Raw genomic sequence first — 14,242 nt, 5'->3', positions numbered from 1 at the left:
AGTTCAGCTCAGCTCAGCGCCGCGCCACGCCCTCCGCCCGCGCCGCCGCTGCCACCGCCGCCGTCACGGACGGCGCGACCCGCTCGTCGAACGGCGACGGAATCACATAGTCCGCCGCGAGTTCGTCACCGACGACATCCGCGAGCGCGTTCGCCGCGGCGAGCTTCATGCCCTCGGTGATCCGGGACGCCCGCACCTGGAGCGCTCCCGCGAAGATTCCCGGGAAGGCCAGCACATTGTTGATCTGGTTCGGAAAGTCGCTGCGCCCGGTCGCCACGACCGACGCGTACTGGTGCGCGATATCGGGATGGACCTCGGGATTCGGGTTGGCCATCGCGAAGACGAACGCTCCGGGCGCCATCGAGGCGATCGCCGGCTCCGGCACCGTACCGCCGGACACGCCGATGAAGACATCCGCGCCGGAGAGCGCGGACTCCAGCGAGCCGGAGAGCCGGGCCCGGTTGGTCAGCCCGGCGAGTTCCCGCTTGACATCGGTCAGATCGCCGCGGTCCGGGCTGACCAGGCCCTTGCGGTCGGCCACGGCGACATCGCCGATGCCCGCCTCCAGCAGGAACTTGGCGATGGCGACACCGGCCGCGCCCGCGCCCGAGATCACGGCGCGCAGCTCGCCCAGGGCGCGCCCGGTCAGCTTCGCCGCGTTCCGCAGGGCGGCGAGCGTCACGATGGCCGTGCCGTGCTGGTCGTCGTGGAAGACCGGGATGTCCAGCCGCTCCTGGAGCCTGCGCTCGATCTCGAAGCAGCGTGGCGCCGAGATGTCCTCCAGATTGACTCCGCCGAAGGAGGGCGCGAGCCGTACGACGGTCTCGATGATCTCGTCCGTGTCGGTGGTGCCGAGCGCCAGCGGCACCGCGTCCACACCGCCGAACTGCTTGAACAGGATCGCCTTGCCCTCCATCACGGGGAGCGAGGCCTCCGGCCCGATGTCGCCGAGGCCGAGCACCGCAGTACCGTCCGTCACGACGGCGACGACCTGCGACTTCCAGGTGTAGTCATGGACCAGCTCGGGCCGGTCCGCGATGGCGCTGCACACCTTGGCGACGCCGGGTGTGTACGCGAGGGACAGATCGTCCTTGTCCCGGATCGGCACCGTCGCCCGGATGGCCATCTTGCCGCCGCGGTGCAGCGCGAAGGCCGGATCGAATGCCTGGTCGGCGTCGATGCCCGTGCCGGTGCCGGTGCCGGCATCGGCATCGCTGCGGGCATCGCTGCCGGTGTCGGTGCTGCGAGGATTCACGATCTCCGCTGCCATGTGGTGGTGACCCCTTACGTCTTCATCGGTTGAGGGTGGCCGCTCCTGGTTGAGGAGGGGTGGGTGGGCACCGCGTCCGCGCCCCGCGAGGCCGGTCGACCTGCCCGGCAGAGTCCGTACGGACACGCGGGCGCGCCGCACACGCGCCCTGGGCCCCGGATGAGGGGTGTGATCGTCCTTCTTACCCGACGGACCTCCGCGTCCACGAGTCCATATGGCCGCGGCGACACGGCCCATGGCCGCGGCTGCCGAGCATCTCCGACATCTCTCGCATATGGCATGGATCATGACGGGGAACGGCAATGAACCGGAGATCCTCCGGCCGGAAGAAGGCATTCCAACAGAAGGTCCGGCCTTGCGGTACCGCCATGTTGGGGGTGGGGGGTGTCCCGTTACCCGATTTTGACATGCTCGGCCCCCTGAATGGGCCAGTCCGAATGGCAGGATGCCCTAATCACAAATGGTCGCGGCACTCGAAGACGCGTGCCCGGCCACTTGGCAGCTTCCCTCACCGCCGGAGGATCCCGATCATGATCGCACGCACCACCCGCCGTACGACCGCCGCGAGGTCCCGCATCGCCACGGCCGGCGCGATCGCGGTCGCCGGCGCACTGCTGCTGACCGCCTGCGGCGACCAGACGGACAGCGGCAACGGAGGCCCGAAGACCTCCGAGACGAACAAGGCGCCGCTCTTCGACCAGCTTCCCAAGGCGATCCAGGACAAGGGCAAGATCAAGGTCGGTTCGGACATCGCGTACCCGCCGATCGAGTTCAAGGACAAGTCCGGCAAGACGGTGGGCTTCGACCCGGACCTCGCGGACGCGATGGGCAAGCAGCTCGGGGTGACGTTCGAGTTCGAGAACGGCACCTTCGACACCCTGCTCACCGGTCTGCGCTCCAAGCGGTACGACATCGCCATGTCGGCCATGACGGACACCGCGGACCGGCAGAACGGTGTGGACGGCGACACCGGCAAGAAGGTCGGCGAGGGCGTCGACTTCGTCGACTACTTCACCGCCGGTGTCTCGATCTACACCAAGAAGGGTGACGACAAGGGCATCGCCGCCTGGTCCGACCTCTGCGGCAAGAAGATGGTCGTCCAGCGCAACACCGTCTCGCACGATCTGGCCAAGGCCGAGAGCGAGAAGTGTACGCAGGCCGGCAAGGGCAAGATCACTCTGGAGGCCTTCGACAACGACCTGGAGGCCCAGACCCGGCTGCGCGGCGGCGGCGCCGACGCCGGCTCCAGCGACTTCCCGGTCGCCGCGTACGCCGTGAAGACCTCGGGCGGCGGCAATGACTTCCAGCTCGTGGGCGAGCAGGTCGAGGCCGCTCCGTACGGCATCGCCGTGGCCAAGGGCAACGAGCTGTCGAAGGCGCTGCTGGCCGCCCTAAACGCGGTCATCAAGAACGGTGAGTACGGCAAGATCGTCGCCAAGTGGGGTGTCGAGGCGGGCGCTGTCACAGAAGCCAAGCTGAACGGCGGATCCTGAGCCCGTCCGCATACGGCTCAGGAACGGCTTCGGCCTGGGCTCCGGCGTCGGCGTCGGCGTCGGAACACGGCTCCGAAACACAGCCTCGGAACACGGCCGCGAAGGCTCTGAAAGGCGACATCCGTGACGGTTGACATCCACAAGTCGGACGGCCCGCAGGAGGGCCCCAAGGACGGCCCGGGCGACGCGGCGCCCGTCGCACCGGAATCCATCAAGGCGATTCCGGTGCGGCACTACGGGCGGTACGTGTCCGCGGTCGTCGCGATCGGCGTACTGGTCGCGCTCGTCTACGCGTTCGCGCAGGCCGATGTGAACTGGGGCGCCCTCCCCGACTACTTCTTCGACGGTCAGATCCTGACGGGCGTCAAGAACACCGTGGTCATCACGGTGCTCGCGATGCTGCTCGGCGTCGTGCTGGGCATCGTCCTGGCGGTGATGCGGCTGTCGAAGAACCCGGTGACCTCCGCCATCGCGTGGTTCTACATCTGGTTCTTCCGCGGCACACCGGTCTATGTGCAACTCCTGGTCTGGTTCAACCTGGGCATCGTCTTCGAGTACATCAACCTCGGGCCGGTCTACAAGGACGAGTGGTCCTCGTTCATGACTCCGTTCCTCTGCGCGCTGCTGGGCCTCGGGCTCAACGAGGCGGCGTACATGGCGGAGATCTGCCGGGCCGGTCTCCAGTCGGTCGACGAGGGCCAGACGGAGGCGGCGCACGCGCTGGGCATGACCCATGGCAAGACGCTGCGCCGGATCGTCGTACCGCAGGCGATGCGGGTGATCGTGCCGCCCACCGGCAACGAGGTCATCAATATGCTGAAGACCTCGTCGCTGGCGGTGGCCGTGCAGTACACGGAGCTGCTGCGGGCGACCCAGAATGTCTCGCAGACCTCGGGCGCCACGGTCGAGATGCTCTTCCTCGCCGCCGTCTGGTACATGATCCTGACCTCGGTGCTCAGCATCGGCCAGTACTACCTGGAGCGTTACTACGCGCGTGGTTCGAGCCGCAGCCTGCCGCCGACGCCGTTCCAGCGCATCCGCGTCAATCTGTTCTCCCTCGGCCGGCCCAAGGGAGGCGTGGCATGACCCGGACGGTGAAGGACACGGTGAAGGACAGCGGCATGAACGGGACGCCGATGGTGCGGGCCGAGGGCGTCCACAAGTCCTTCGGTGCCTCGCACATCCTCAAGGGCATCGATCTGGAGGTCGCGCCGCGCGAGGTCTTCTGTCTGATCGGGCCCTCCGGCTCGGGCAAGTCGACCTTCCTGCGGTGCATCAACCATCTGGAGAAGATCAACGCCGGCCGGCTGTCGGTCGACGGCGAGCTGGTCGGCTACCGCCAGAAGGGCGACAAGCTGTACGAGCTGAAGGACAGCGAGGTCGCCAGGAAGCGCCGGGACATCGGCATGGTCTTCCAGCGCTTCAATCTCTTTCCGCATATGACGGCGATCGAGAACATCATGGAGGCACCGGTCCAGGTTGCCGGTGAGACCAGGGCCGTGGCCCGCGCCCGTGCCGAGCGGCTGCTCGACCGGGTGGGCCTCGCCGACAAGGCCGGCCACTATCCCTCGCAGCTCTCGGGCGGCCAGCAGCAGCGGGTGGCGATCGCCCGCGCGCTGGCGATGAAGCCGAAGCTGATGCTCTTCGACGAGCCGACCTCGGCCCTCGACCCGGAGCTGGTGGGCGATGTCCTCGATGTCATGCGGGATCTGGCCCAGGACGGTATGACGATGATCGTGGTCACCCATGAGATGGGCTTCGCCCGCGAGGTGGGTGACGCCCTGGTGTTCATGGACGACGGTGTGGTGGTCGAATCCGGCCATCCGCGCGAGGTCCTGACGAACCCTCAGCACGACCGGACGAAGTCGTTCCTGTCGAAGGTGCTGTAACGGAAGGTGCCGTAACGAGAGCGATGGCCGGGGCGGCGGTGAGGGCGGTACGGACGATTCCGTACCGCCCTCACCGGTACGGGCGCCCGGCCCGTACCACCTTCGTGTCCCGCGCGCCTCAGCGCCCGCCCGGATTACTTCAGCGCGAGTACGAGCGTGTCGGAGGGCGAGGCCCATACCGCGCGCGCCTCGCCGAAGCCCGCCTCCAGGAGCGTCCGCGTGTGCCAGTCCAGGGACGGTGTGTCGCCGTCGGCGTGTTCTCCGTAGATCGCGAACCGCTCGGCGGTCGGCTCGGCGAGGACCGGGTCCTTACGGGCGAGATCCCACCACTCCGCCCAGTCGAGGGCGCCCGCGGCCTTGGCGCGGTCCATACCGGCGTGCCGGTGCGCGCGCTCCACCGCGTTGATCCGGGGCGTGCCCAGGTCCGTCATATGGTCGGCGTTCATCAGGACGCCGCCGTCCCTGACCAGCCCGGCGAGCTGTCCGTACAGCGTGGCCAGCGGCCCGGTACTGAGCCAGTGGAGCGCGGTCGCGGTGAGGACGGCGTCGTAAGGGCCGGGAGGCAGCAGCCGTGTCCAGCCGGGATCCGCGAGATCCGCGGTCACGAAGCTCACGCGCTCGTCGCCGTCGAAGTAGCCGCGGGCGATGGTGAGAAGGGCCGGATCGAGGTCGACACCGGTGCTGGTGGCACCGGGGAAGCGGCGCAGCAGCCGGTCCGTGATGCTTCCCGTACCGCACGCGAGGTCGAGCACCCTGGGCTCGGGGCCGGCCACGGCCTCGACCATGTCCAGCATCACCCGGAAGCGCTCCTCGCGGTCCGGCATGTACCACTCCTGCTGGCGGTCCCAGCTCTCCTGCCAGGCCCGCCAGTCGGTCCCGGCCGCCGTCTCTGCCATGAGCCCTCCCTTGTAATACCCTAGAACCATAAACAGCCATTACATCCACACTCGCCCCGACTCTAGACCGCTTCCGTAAGGACTACAAGTGGAACTGGCCTCTTACTCGGACTCCGCCGTACGCCTGGTCAACACCGAGGAACCGGCCCGCGGCACGGACACCCTGACCTCGGTGGAGGCCGTCCGCGCCCTCTTCGGACCCAGCTCCCAGGCGGCGCGCCGCGCGACGGACGCGGATGTGACCCGCTTCCGCTCGGTACGGGCCCGGCTGCGCGCGGTCTTCACCGCCGCCGACGCGGGCGAGGACACCCGGGCGGTGGATCTGCTCAACTCCCTGCTGCTGGAGTTTCCCGTCAGCCCGCAGATCTCCGGCCACGGCTATCTCGACGAGGAGGGCCGTCCGCGCTGGCACATGCATCTCGCGGACCATCCCTCGAACGCGACGGCCGGATACGCGGCGACCGCGGCAATGGGCCTCGCGTTCCATCTGACCGAGCACGGCGTCGACCGGCTGGGGCTGTGCCAGGCGGCACCGTGCCGCAACGCCTATCTGGACACCTCCACCAACCGCTCGCGCCGCTACTGCTCCGACCGCTGCGCGACCCGGGCCAATGTCGCCGCCTACCGGGCCCGCAAACGCCTGGAGACCGAGCGCTCCGCCGGCACGGGCCGTACCGCCGGGACCAGCCGTACCGCCGAGAACAGCCAGGAAATGACCGCGCGCACCGAGCACTGACCGCCCAGCGGCCGGTAGCGCGCCCTGACCCGGCCCAGCAGCAACTCCTCGGGCACCGTCCCGAACACCCGGCTGTCGCCCTCGGCACCGGGATTGTCGCCGAGCACCCACCAGCCGCCGTCGCTCCGCTCAACCAGCCGTTTCACGATGAGCAGATCCTGTTGCAGCGGATGCCTGAGCACCGCGACGTCGCCCGCCTTCACCGGGGCGCGATAGTGCACCAGGAGCTGATCGCCGTGCTTGAGCGTCGGATACATGGACGGCCCCATGACCTCGGCGATCCCCAACTGCGCTCTGGGCCGCCGCCCGCGCTCCGTCCGCCCGTCCTCCGCCTGCCCGTCCTCCGTCATCCGGCACCTCCCGGTCCCACCGTATGTCCCGCCACCGGTCCCATATTCACCCCGGACTTTCGTCCTAAGCCCTAGGGGGCACTCGCGAAATCACGCTTCTCACCGAGTAATGTCGCACCTGAGAAGACGATCACGAGGAAGGACAGCTCCATGCTTTCCCGCCTGTTTGCCCCGAAGGTGAAGGTCAGCGCCCACTGCGACCTCCCCTGCGGTGTGTACGACCCCGCCCAGGCCCGCATCGAGGCCGAGTCGGTCAAGGCCGTCCAGGAAAAGATGCAGGGCAACGACGACGCCCACTTCCAGGCGCGCGCGACGGTCATCAAGGAGCAGCGCGCCGAGCTCGCCAAGCACCATGTCTCGGTGCTCTGGAGCGACTACTTCAAGCCCCCGCACTTCGAGAAGTACCCCCAGCTCCACCAGCTCGTCAACGACACCCTCAAGGCGCTCTCCGCCGCGAAGGCGTCGACCGACCCGAAGACGGGCGAGAAGGCGCTGGAGCTCATCGCCGAAATCGACCGTATCTTCTGGGAGACGAAGAAGGCCTGATCTTCGATCATGCCGTTTGACCTGCGATTTCCTTGGTCGTTTGGTCTTCCGGTCCGCACCCGGTCCGCAGCCGCCGAGCACGGCGTGCATGACGGTCCGGGTGCGGTCTTCTTCGCCCGGGCACAAGTGGGCGTAGATCCGAAGCGTGATGACGGCGGACGCGTGGCCGAGGACCAGCTGGACCTGTTTGACGCTCGCTCCGCCAGCGATGAGGGCAGAGGCGAAGAAGTGGCGCAGATCGTGGGTCACCATGTGGTGGGCCAGCTCGACGGGTTTTCGCCCCTCACGCTCGACTGAATCGAGGGCTTCAGTCGTCAGACGGCGCGGGCTGTGGGTAACTGCGAGACCCAAGCCGTGACCTCGGCCAGGTGCTCGGACTGCAGGCCGAGGTGTGGGTCGCTGTCCAGTGGCAACAAGCATCAGGCGGAGTCTGGGCCGCTTACGCCGTCGATGTCAGCCAACGTGTCTCGGAGAACCCATGAGACTGCCCATCATTATCCACCACGCACGCCTCGGGGCAACGGAGTTCAAGGTTATCCGCCCTGCTCGGCCACTGCCCCACGCGGTGCTCATCGATCACGACCGGCACCTGGACGCCTACCTCGACCAGGACGCCGCACGCCGGATTGGCGGCCTATGGGCACTCGCCGCCACGTCACCCGGCGCGCTGATCCACCTACCGATACGCGGCAACCAGCCCCCCTCCCGCGAACTGCCGGAAGACGCGACACGCCGGCTTGATCTCATGCTGCTACATCACTCGCTGCAGTTCGCGCCAGCTCGCTGGAAAGAGATCCGCAGCCGCCTCGGCCCAGGCCGCCCGCAGACCGTGACGCTGCTCGACTCAGGGCTCGAAGGCGATGCCGTGGTCGCCTACGAGGCACGGCACTACCAGGAGAACCGGGACCTGTTCCACCAGCACCTCCACGCCGAGACCCTGTTCATGACCGGCAGCGCCAAGGTGTTCAGACAGACCGCCCAGCATTTCCTCGACATCGCTCACAACGGGCCCGGCTACGTCCCCATCCACCCGAACTACCCGTACTTCTGCACAGAGCTCCACTCCAACGACGGCATCCTCGGCGACGCACGCGAGATCCACATCGAGTATTGCGACGAATGGAACTCATGATCCAACAGGCACAAGGGGAGGCATACGGGCAGTTCCAATACCCGACTCCACCGTTAAACCGTCCTGGCGGATCGCAGTCCCGATTCCTCGCGGAGGTCGGCAAGGAGGAGAAGCGGAACCTCGCCATCGTCACCAAGGAGTGGGAGTACGCCGAGCGGGGATCAAGCCGTCCGGCCCTGGGGCCCGTGACCTGTTGGATTTCTTCCAGAGCGTGGACGGCAAGCTCGACGACGCGCTCCAGACTGCACCGAACGTGATCACCAACGACCAGCAGGTTTGCGGCATGCTGACGAAACGGGCCAAAACCCTGCACCTGGGGACCGCGAACTACTGCTGGTTCGCCGACCTCGCGAAGGCGCTGTGCCTGAAACTCGCGGGGACACCGACCGCTGATCGGCCGCTGATCGGCAATGTGCGACTCGGCCCGTTGCCCCCAGACCACCCATCACGGGAGAAGACCGTCGAGCAGAACAAGGTGTTCATCGGGATGCTCGGGCGCGGACAGAAGGCCGAACGGGCCCGCTTGGAAGCGGAGTTAATCCGCGCGGAGAAGGTCATCGCGGACATCGACGCAGCCAGCGGGGGCCCGACAGCCGCGGCCGGGACGGAGGGCTGAGATGGGACGTCTGACAACAGAGACCCGTGCGCGGAACGAAGCAGCGATCCGGGCGGCGATGGACCGGCTGCTGGCTGGAACGATCCCGCCGGGCGGCGGGTGTGATCTCAAGTCCCTGGCGGCCGAGGCCGGAGTGACGCCGAGCTGAAGGAACGGCTCACCGAACGAGACGCGGATCTCGCCGAGCTCACGGCCTTCAAGACCCTCGCGATCTCGAGGCTGGCCGCCCAGCACCAGGAGATCGAACAGCTACGGGAGCAGGCTGCCGCAGCTGGCAACGTGCGCGTTTGCCCGCCGCCCGCCCCGGCTCAGCTCCCTTCGGATCATGCAGCTGAGCACAGACATCGGTACGCGATGGTGCACGAGGAAGTCTTACGTGACTGGCCACGTTCGGTGGTACGTCCCCTCATGAGGAGGGGGCGGCTGCCATCTGGAGCCGGCCGCGGTGGGCGGCGAGAGCCCGGAGGCGGGCTGCCACGGCGTCCGGGCCCAGGGTGGCCAAGGCCCACAGGGCGCTGAGGCGGCGGCCGGAGGACCAGATGCCGGTGGTCGGCGGCCGGAACGAGGCCACGGCGATGTTCTGAACCGTGAACGGGGCGGGGTCGAGATAGGTCATGCCACCGATCCCGCACAGATACGCGCGGGCGCCGGTCGCCGCGGAAAGGTCCGCGAGCCGGACGGAGCGGCCCGGCCGGGCCGGCAGACGGCTGCTGGTGAGGACCTGGCCCCTCCAACCCAGCAGGTCCAGCAGCATGCGGGTGGAGGTTTCGGCAACCGTCGCGGTCTTGCCGGTGTCGAATACATCCAGCACCGGATCCAGTGCCTCGGCGAGGGCGGGCCAGTGAGGGCTGGCCCCATAGTGCTGCCGCAGCATCCCTGCGGTCCTGCGGCGGGCCAGGTCCGGGTCGTCGATCACGGCGTCGCGAATGAGGGTGGGCCGTCCGCTCGGCAGGCGGGTGGGGATGGTAAGCCACTGCTGACCGGCGGAGTCATCGAGGTTCGCAAGGCGGGCTCGGTGCTGGTAGTCGCGGCGGGTGAACTGCACGTCGTCCAGGACGATCCAGTAGTCCGCCGCGAACAGCTTGGCCAGCGTGGTCAGCCGGGGCAGGAAATTCGGCTGATGAATGGCACACAACCCGGCCGGCTCGGGCAGGTCAGGGGTTGATGAGGCGGCTGGTGAAGCCGTCGCGGATGAGGGACTCGTACGCTGCATGCGCGTCCTCCGGGACCTCCTGCTCGATGGCGAATCCGAGCTTTGGATACTCGATGACCCGCTGGAGGTCGCCGACGAGCATGTCCAGGACGAGTTTCTCGTCGCCGATGGACTTCAGATAGTCGTCGAACTCCAGCGGCTCCGACGCGCAGAGGATCTCGACGTCGGGCCACAGCTTGCGGGCGGTCGCGAACGACCGCCTTTCCATATAGGGCTTGGAGACCAGCAGCACTGACGCCGGGGTGATGCCTGCAGCAATGAGGACCTCACGCGAGAGGGTGATGTTCTGCCCGGTGTTGCCCGCGTTCGGTTCCAGCAGGATCGCCTCGGCGGGGACGCCGAGGTCGATGGCGTACTCGCGGAAGTGGACGGCCTCCCCGCGCGGGAAGACCTTGGCGGTGGTGGGACTGTTGCCGCCGGTGAACACCAGGGTCGGGAAGAGCCCGGAGCGATACAGCTCGGCGGAGTGGGCCGCGACGCCGAGGTCGTGGCTGCCCAGCCCGATCGCCACGTCGACGGGCCGCAGCTCGTGCTGCATCTGGTGGTAGTTCCAGATCAGCTTGGCCCGGCGCCACTGGTCCTCGGTAATGCCCTGCTGGTCGTTGCTCACGTGTTTCTCCCTGGTCACCGCTGCCGGGGGCCGACCGGCCCCTCGCTCATGGCCTTGATGCCCTCGATACTGCGCAGTTGGTGCACAAGTCCGTACTGCGCGGCCACCTTGGCGGCCTGGTCGAGGACGAGGAGTCCATCATCCCGGGTCGCCGCATCGGAGAGCAGGATGTGGCCATGAGCGGTGTCCAGTCGCACGCGTTGCATCGGTGAGTCGGTCGTCCCGCTGCTGCGGGCGATGTCGATGAAGTGCAGGGCCTGGGTCAGGTCGCCGGCGCCGCGGCGGGCGAGGGCGAGTTTCTGGTGGGCCACCGACCAGTCATCCGGTTCGGTGAGGTCCTCGAAGTCGCGGGTCGCCGCCTGCATACGCGGGTCGCATAGTCGTGTTGGCCGTCCTTGCTCAGCGCGGTCCCCACCCACAGCCTCGCGCGGGCCCGGTCGCGGCGGGAGAGCCGGTCATCGACGGCGAGGGTCTCGTAGTTGCGGGCGGCGATCTCCAGCTTCCCGGACATCTCGGTGACGACCGCGAGGGACAGGTCGAGCTGGGCGACGCGGCGGGGGATGTCGAGCTGGGTGAAGACCGCGCGGGCGCCTGCATAGGAGTGCTGGGCGGACAGCGGGCCCAGGACAACGCCCTGGTCGCGCTTGAGGTCGCCGAGCAGGGCGGTGGAGCGGGCGAAGAGATACAGGCCCTTCTCGTCCAGCTCGGGGGCCTTGAATCGGCTCAGCCACCGGGTGAGGAGACTGTCGGCGAAGGCGAAGTTCTGCCGGGACAGGGCGACCACGACGCGGTCGAGGTCGTCGGCCCAGGACTCGTACTCCCAGGCCCGGGGGCCGGAGGCGGTGACACGGCGTCGGCCGGCGTTCTGCACCGGGCTGGTCATCTCGGACAGGAGCGTTTCGAACCGCAGGTGGACAGCGGCGTCCGCGCGGCCGAGGGCGGTGTCGAGGATGGCCTGGGTATCGGGTCTGGGTTCGGTTTCGGCGAGCTTGCTCTCCCACTTGGACACGGTCGCGACTGCCAGACCGAGCTGCTGGGCGAAGGCCCGCACGCTCAGTCGCAGGGCGAGCCGCAGGGCCTTGGCCTCCAGGCCGGTCCAGTGGTGCACGGTCGCCACGCGTCACTCCCTTCCACCGGTCATCGAAGCAGATCCGTGCAGTCGGCGGGACGGAAGTGGAACGGAAGTAGAACGGCCGGTAATTGGCCGCGAGTTGGCCGGACGCCACGATCAGAGCGTCATCACTCGTCGAGTCTTTTGGACGGTCCTGAGCATGGAACCCCTCACGGAGCACCGCCCGGTCAGCGGCCCGGTCGTTTACGGCTTCCTGCGGCTGGTGCGGGTCTCCCAAGCGCGGCAGGACGCGCTGGTCGCCTCGCTCGCCGAGTACTGCCGCAGCCACGAACTGCAGTTGTCCGGCGTTTTCACCGACCGCGACGCGTCCGCCGGGCCCGCCTCAGCGGCGTTCACCGGGCTACTGGACGTGCTCGCGCTGCCGGACGTCTACGGCGTCATCGCCCCGGCCATGTCGCACCTGGGGCCGAAAACCATAGCCGCTGAACGCGGGCGGCGGATCGAGGCGGTCGGCTCACGGCTGCTGCTGGTCCGCAAGCCCCGTACGGCCCACCACTCCATCTCCCGCAGCGGTTCCGTCCGCCGCCGTCACCCCGGCACCACCCGCGTCCTGGACGCCGAGTCATGAGGACCGTGATGACCAAGACGACCCAGCGGTTCTTCGACGCGCGGCCCGAGTCGGTCAGCCAGGCACGGTCCTTCACCTCTGAGGCCCTGGCCGACTGGGGCCTGCCGGAGCGTGCCGAGGACGTCCGGCTCTGCGTCTCCGAGCTCGCCACCAACGCCCTGGTCCACGGCACTGCCCCCGGACACGGCTTCCTGGTCAAGCTCGACGCCGACGAGGAAGTCGTACGCCTGGAAGTACACGACAGCCGCCGCCAGCACCCGGAAGCCCAGCAGGCCGCTGGCACGGACACCTCCGGACGCGGGCTGATCCTGGTGAACACGCTCGCCGACGGCTGGGGAGTCGAGGACCGCACTCCGTTCGGGAAGATCGTCTGGTCCTGCTTCAAGGCCACGGGAGGCACGACAGCATGAGCGTCCTGCTCACTCCGCCCGGTCCTGAGCTGCGGCTGCTGGTGTCGCTCGCAGCCTGGACCTGGCCCGGCACCCGCCCGGACGGCCGCGAGATCGCGCACATCCTGATCACCCGCACACCGGCCCCGACCGGCTCGGGCACCGCTGAGACGGCCGAGACCCGGATGCGGCGGCTGTCCGCCGGCCTCGGTGGCCTGGCTGGCGCCCGGGAGGTCATCCCGGAGCTGGAGCGTTGCCTGCAGATCGTCGGCGACCAGGTGCTGGTGCACTTCCCCGGCGCCTCCCGGCCACTGCGGCTGCCCACCCGTCGGTCCTGGACCGAACTGGTCGCCCGCAGCGGCGAGGCAATCCTCCTACTCGGGCTGGACCCCCTGCCGCAGTCCGCTGACGCCGCCGAGGTCGACGCCTACCTGGATGCAGCGCTCGCAGCTGACCGGCTGCTGTTCGGACGCGCCCGCACCCACTGAATCCGCATCTCCTCGCACGGACCCCGGACGGAACGGATGAGAGGGAACTGCCATGGAAACCTTCGAACGCGCCCGGCTGGACGCCTACTTCGCCCGGATCGCCGCCCAGTTCGCCCCGGGTGAGCAGACGGCGTCGTTCCTCATCACGCACCTGCTGGCCGAGCGTCCCGCGTTCGTCCGCGCGGTCGCCGCGATGACCCGGCTCACCGCGGTGCTGCCCAAGCCGAAGTCCGTCCACCCGGCCGCGAAGCGCGAAGTTGAGCAGACGCACATGGTCGACACCCTCACCCGCGAAATGTTCGCCCAGGCCGACGACGCTCTGGTGTACCTCGAATCCCGTGCCGCCGACCAGACGGCCATCCTGCTGGACGTCGGCGGCTACTTCGCCCCCAGCCTCGCCGACGTCCACAGCCGCTTCACCGGCCAGCTCGCCGGGGTGATCGAGGACACCGAAAACGGGCACCGCCGCTACGAGGACCTCGACAAACTGCCCTGTCCCGTCGTCTCCGTCGCCCGCTCCCCGCTGAAGGCCCCTGAGGACTTCCTCGTCGGCCAGTCCGTCGTCTTCTCCACCGAGGCCGTCATGCGCGATCGCGGTGACATCCTCCACGGCCGCCCCGCCCTGGTGATCGGCTTCGGCAAGCTCGGCAGCTCGATCGCCCGCCTCCTGCACGCCAAAGGCGTCCAGGTCACCGTCTTCGACATCGACCCCGTCCGCCGCACCCAGGCCCTCTCCCAAGGCTTCGCCGTCGCCCGCGACCGCGAAGCCGCCCTGGCCGGCGCTGGTCCCCGTCGGTGCACCGTACGACGGTCAGGAGACAGCCCGGGTAGTCCATCAGCGTCCGAACGGCCAGCCGTTCCGCGTCGGCGGGCGGGCGCGGACGGCTGCCGTACAGCACGTCGGCGCACTGCCG

17 protein-coding genes and 2 pseudogenes are annotated in these 14,242 nt (G+C 68.5%); 12 read left to right on the top strand and 7 right to left on the bottom strand.

Annotated elements, in window-relative coordinates; all coding sequences use genetic code 11:
- Positions 1-13: 13 nt before the first annotated feature.
- A complete protein-coding gene (locus tag GA0115259_RS12790; protein ID WP_093595340.1) occupies positions 14-1,270 on the bottom strand; it encodes an NAD(P)-dependent malic enzyme in 1,257 nt (418 codons plus the stop codon).
- A gap of 530 nt (positions 1,271-1,800) precedes the next feature.
- On the opposite strand from GA0115259_RS12790, the gene GA0115259_RS12785 reads away from it, so the two are divergent.
- The 3 genes from GA0115259_RS12785 (at position 1,801) to GA0115259_RS12775 (ending at position 4,652) form a co-directional block, all read left to right on the top strand.
- Entirely contained in the window at positions 1,801-2,763 is a 963-nt protein-coding gene (locus GA0115259_RS12785) for an ABC transporter substrate-binding protein (RefSeq protein ID WP_093595337.1), read from the top strand.
- 123 nt (positions 2,764-2,886) lie between these two features.
- Positions 2,887-3,849, top strand: a complete 963-nt coding sequence (locus GA0115259_RS12780) for an amino acid ABC transporter permease (RefSeq protein ID WP_093595334.1) — start codon at positions 2,887-2,889, stop codon at positions 3,847-3,849.
- A gap of 35 nt (positions 3,850-3,884) precedes the next feature.
- Complete coding sequence (locus tag GA0115259_RS12775; protein WP_093595385.1) at positions 3,885-4,652, top strand: amino acid ABC transporter ATP-binding protein; 768 nt, start codon at positions 3,885-3,887, stop codon at positions 4,650-4,652.
- Positions 4,653-4,786: 134 nt separating this feature from the next.
- Here GA0115259_RS12775 and GA0115259_RS12770 read toward each other — a convergent pair whose 3' ends face one another.
- Positions 4,787-5,548 carry a class I SAM-dependent methyltransferase gene (locus tag GA0115259_RS12770; RefSeq protein WP_093595331.1) on the bottom strand — a complete coding sequence of 254 codons (762 nt, stop codon included), beginning with the start codon at positions 5,546-5,548 and terminating at the stop codon, positions 4,787-4,789.
- An 88-nt stretch (positions 5,549-5,636) separates the two neighbouring features.
- Here GA0115259_RS12770 and GA0115259_RS12765 point away from each other — a divergent pair, with 88 nt between their 5' ends.
- Positions 5,637-6,284: a CGNR zinc finger domain-containing protein gene (locus GA0115259_RS12765; protein ID WP_141716544.1), complete on the top strand. Its 648-nt coding sequence runs from the start codon at positions 5,637-5,639 to the stop codon at positions 6,282-6,284.
- On the opposite strand, the gene sodX is transcribed toward GA0115259_RS12765, so the two are convergent.
- Positions 6,170-6,634, bottom strand: a complete 465-nt coding sequence (gene sodX / locus GA0115259_RS12760; protein WP_093595328.1) for a nickel-type superoxide dismutase maturation protease — start codon at positions 6,632-6,634, stop codon at positions 6,170-6,172. The two genes, GA0115259_RS12765 and sodX, sit on opposite strands and share 115 nt — an antisense overlap.
- A gap of 150 nt (positions 6,635-6,784) precedes the next feature.
- Between sodX and sodN the strand changes: the two genes are divergently transcribed.
- The gene (gene sodN, locus GA0115259_RS12755) at positions 6,785-7,180 is read left to right on the top strand and encodes a superoxide dismutase, Ni (protein WP_066955106.1); all 396 of its coding nucleotides are present in this window, start codon (positions 6,785-6,787) and stop codon (positions 7,178-7,180) included.
- A 7-nt stretch (positions 7,181-7,187) separates the two neighbouring features.
- Here sodN and GA0115259_RS12750 read toward each other — a convergent pair.
- Positions 7,188-7,474 (bottom strand): annotated as a pseudogene (locus GA0115259_RS12750) (tyrosine-type recombinase/integrase); the annotation flags it as partial.
- A gap of 184 nt (positions 7,475-7,658) precedes the next feature.
- Here GA0115259_RS12750 and GA0115259_RS12745 point away from each other — a divergent pair.
- The 3 genes from GA0115259_RS12745 (at position 7,659) to GA0115259_RS42785 (ending at position 9,076) form a co-directional block, all read left to right on the top strand.
- On the top strand, positions 7,659-8,312 hold the full coding sequence (locus GA0115259_RS12745; protein ID WP_093595325.1) for a hypothetical protein: 654 nt from the start codon (positions 7,659-7,661) through the stop codon (positions 8,310-8,312).
- 193 nt (positions 8,313-8,505) lie between these two features.
- Positions 8,506-8,928, top strand: a complete 423-nt coding sequence (locus GA0115259_RS12740) for a hypothetical protein (protein WP_141716543.1) — start codon at positions 8,506-8,508, stop codon at positions 8,926-8,928.
- Position 8,929: 1 nt separating this feature from the next.
- A complete protein-coding gene (locus tag GA0115259_RS42785) occupies positions 8,930-9,076 on the top strand; it encodes a hypothetical protein (RefSeq protein ID WP_345941012.1) in 147 nt (48 codons plus the stop codon).
- Positions 9,077-9,334: 258 nt separating this feature from the next.
- On the opposite strand, the gene GA0115259_RS12730 is transcribed toward GA0115259_RS42785, so the two are convergent.
- From GA0115259_RS12730 to GA0115259_RS12720, 3 genes and pseudogenes are all read right to left on the bottom strand, one after another.
- Complete coding sequence (locus GA0115259_RS12730; protein ID WP_237539956.1) at positions 9,335-10,063, bottom strand: WbqC family protein; 729 nt, start codon at positions 10,061-10,063, stop codon at positions 9,335-9,337.
- A 19-nt stretch (positions 10,064-10,082) separates the two neighbouring features.
- Entirely contained in the window at positions 10,083-10,751 is a 669-nt protein-coding gene (locus tag GA0115259_RS12725; protein WP_093595319.1) for a YdcF family protein, read from the bottom strand.
- 14 nt (positions 10,752-10,765) lie between these two features.
- Positions 10,766-11,868 (bottom strand): annotated as a pseudogene (locus GA0115259_RS12720) (helix-turn-helix domain-containing protein).
- A 154-nt stretch (positions 11,869-12,022) separates the two neighbouring features.
- Between GA0115259_RS12720 and GA0115259_RS12715 the strand changes: the two are divergent.
- From GA0115259_RS12715 to GA0115259_RS12700, 4 genes are all read left to right on the top strand, one after another.
- On the top strand, positions 12,023-12,451 hold the full coding sequence (locus GA0115259_RS12715; protein WP_093595316.1) for a hypothetical protein: 429 nt from the start codon (positions 12,023-12,025) through the stop codon (positions 12,449-12,451).
- An 8-nt stretch (positions 12,452-12,459) separates the two neighbouring features.
- Complete coding sequence (locus tag GA0115259_RS12710) at positions 12,460-12,861, top strand: ATP-binding protein (protein WP_093595313.1); 402 nt, start codon at positions 12,460-12,462, stop codon at positions 12,859-12,861.
- Positions 12,858-13,328: a hypothetical protein gene (locus GA0115259_RS12705; protein WP_093595310.1), complete on the top strand. Its 471-nt coding sequence runs from the start codon at positions 12,858-12,860 to the stop codon at positions 13,326-13,328. The genes GA0115259_RS12710 and GA0115259_RS12705 overlap by 4 nt, the downstream gene beginning before the upstream one ends.
- Before the next feature lie 52 nt (positions 13,329-13,380).
- The coding region (locus GA0115259_RS12700) for an NAD-binding protein (RefSeq protein ID WP_107469176.1) at positions 13,381-14,242 on the top strand (862 nt) is incomplete at its 3' end.

The organism is Streptomyces sp. MnatMP-M17, from assembly GCF_900091995.1.
GTDB lineage: Bacteria > Actinomycetota > Actinomycetes > Streptomycetales > Streptomycetaceae > Streptomyces.
This window is presented reverse-complemented; position numbering and strand designations above follow the sequence as displayed.

Bases quoted from the DNA above. Each gene is read 5' to 3' on its own strand.
- sodN (WP_066955106.1), top strand. From the start codon at position 6,785: ATGCTTTCCCGCCTGTTTGCCCCGAAGGTGAAGGTCAGCGCCCACTGC.
- GA0115259_RS12770 (WP_093595331.1), bottom strand. From the start codon at position 5,548: ATGGCAGAGACGGCGGCCGGGACCGACTGGCGGGCCTGGCAGGAGAGC.
- GA0115259_RS12705 (WP_093595310.1), top strand. From the start codon at position 12,858: ATGAGCGTCCTGCTCACTCCGCCCGGTCCTGAGCTGCGGCTGCTGGTG.
- GA0115259_RS12745 (WP_093595325.1), top strand. From the start codon at position 7,659: ATGAGACTGCCCATCATTATCCACCACGCACGCCTCGGGGCAACGGAG.
- sodX (WP_093595328.1), bottom strand. From the start codon at position 6,634: ATGACGGAGGACGGGCAGGCGGAGGACGGGCGGACGGAGCGCGGGCGG.
- GA0115259_RS12715 (WP_093595316.1), top strand. From the start codon at position 12,023: ATGGAACCCCTCACGGAGCACCGCCCGGTCAGCGGCCCGGTCGTTTAC.
- GA0115259_RS12775 (WP_093595385.1), top strand. From the start codon at position 3,885: ATGAACGGGACGCCGATGGTGCGGGCCGAGGGCGTCCACAAGTCCTTC.
- GA0115259_RS12785 (WP_093595337.1), top strand. From the start codon at position 1,801: ATGATCGCACGCACCACCCGCCGTACGACCGCCGCGAGGTCCCGCATC.
- GA0115259_RS12790 (WP_093595340.1), bottom strand. From the start codon at position 1,270: ATGGCAGCGGAGATCGTGAATCCTCGCAGCACCGACACCGGCAGCGAT.
- GA0115259_RS12710 (WP_093595313.1), top strand. From the start codon at position 12,460: ATGACCAAGACGACCCAGCGGTTCTTCGACGCGCGGCCCGAGTCGGTC.
- GA0115259_RS42785 (WP_345941012.1), top strand. From the start codon at position 8,930: ATGGGACGTCTGACAACAGAGACCCGTGCGCGGAACGAAGCAGCGATC.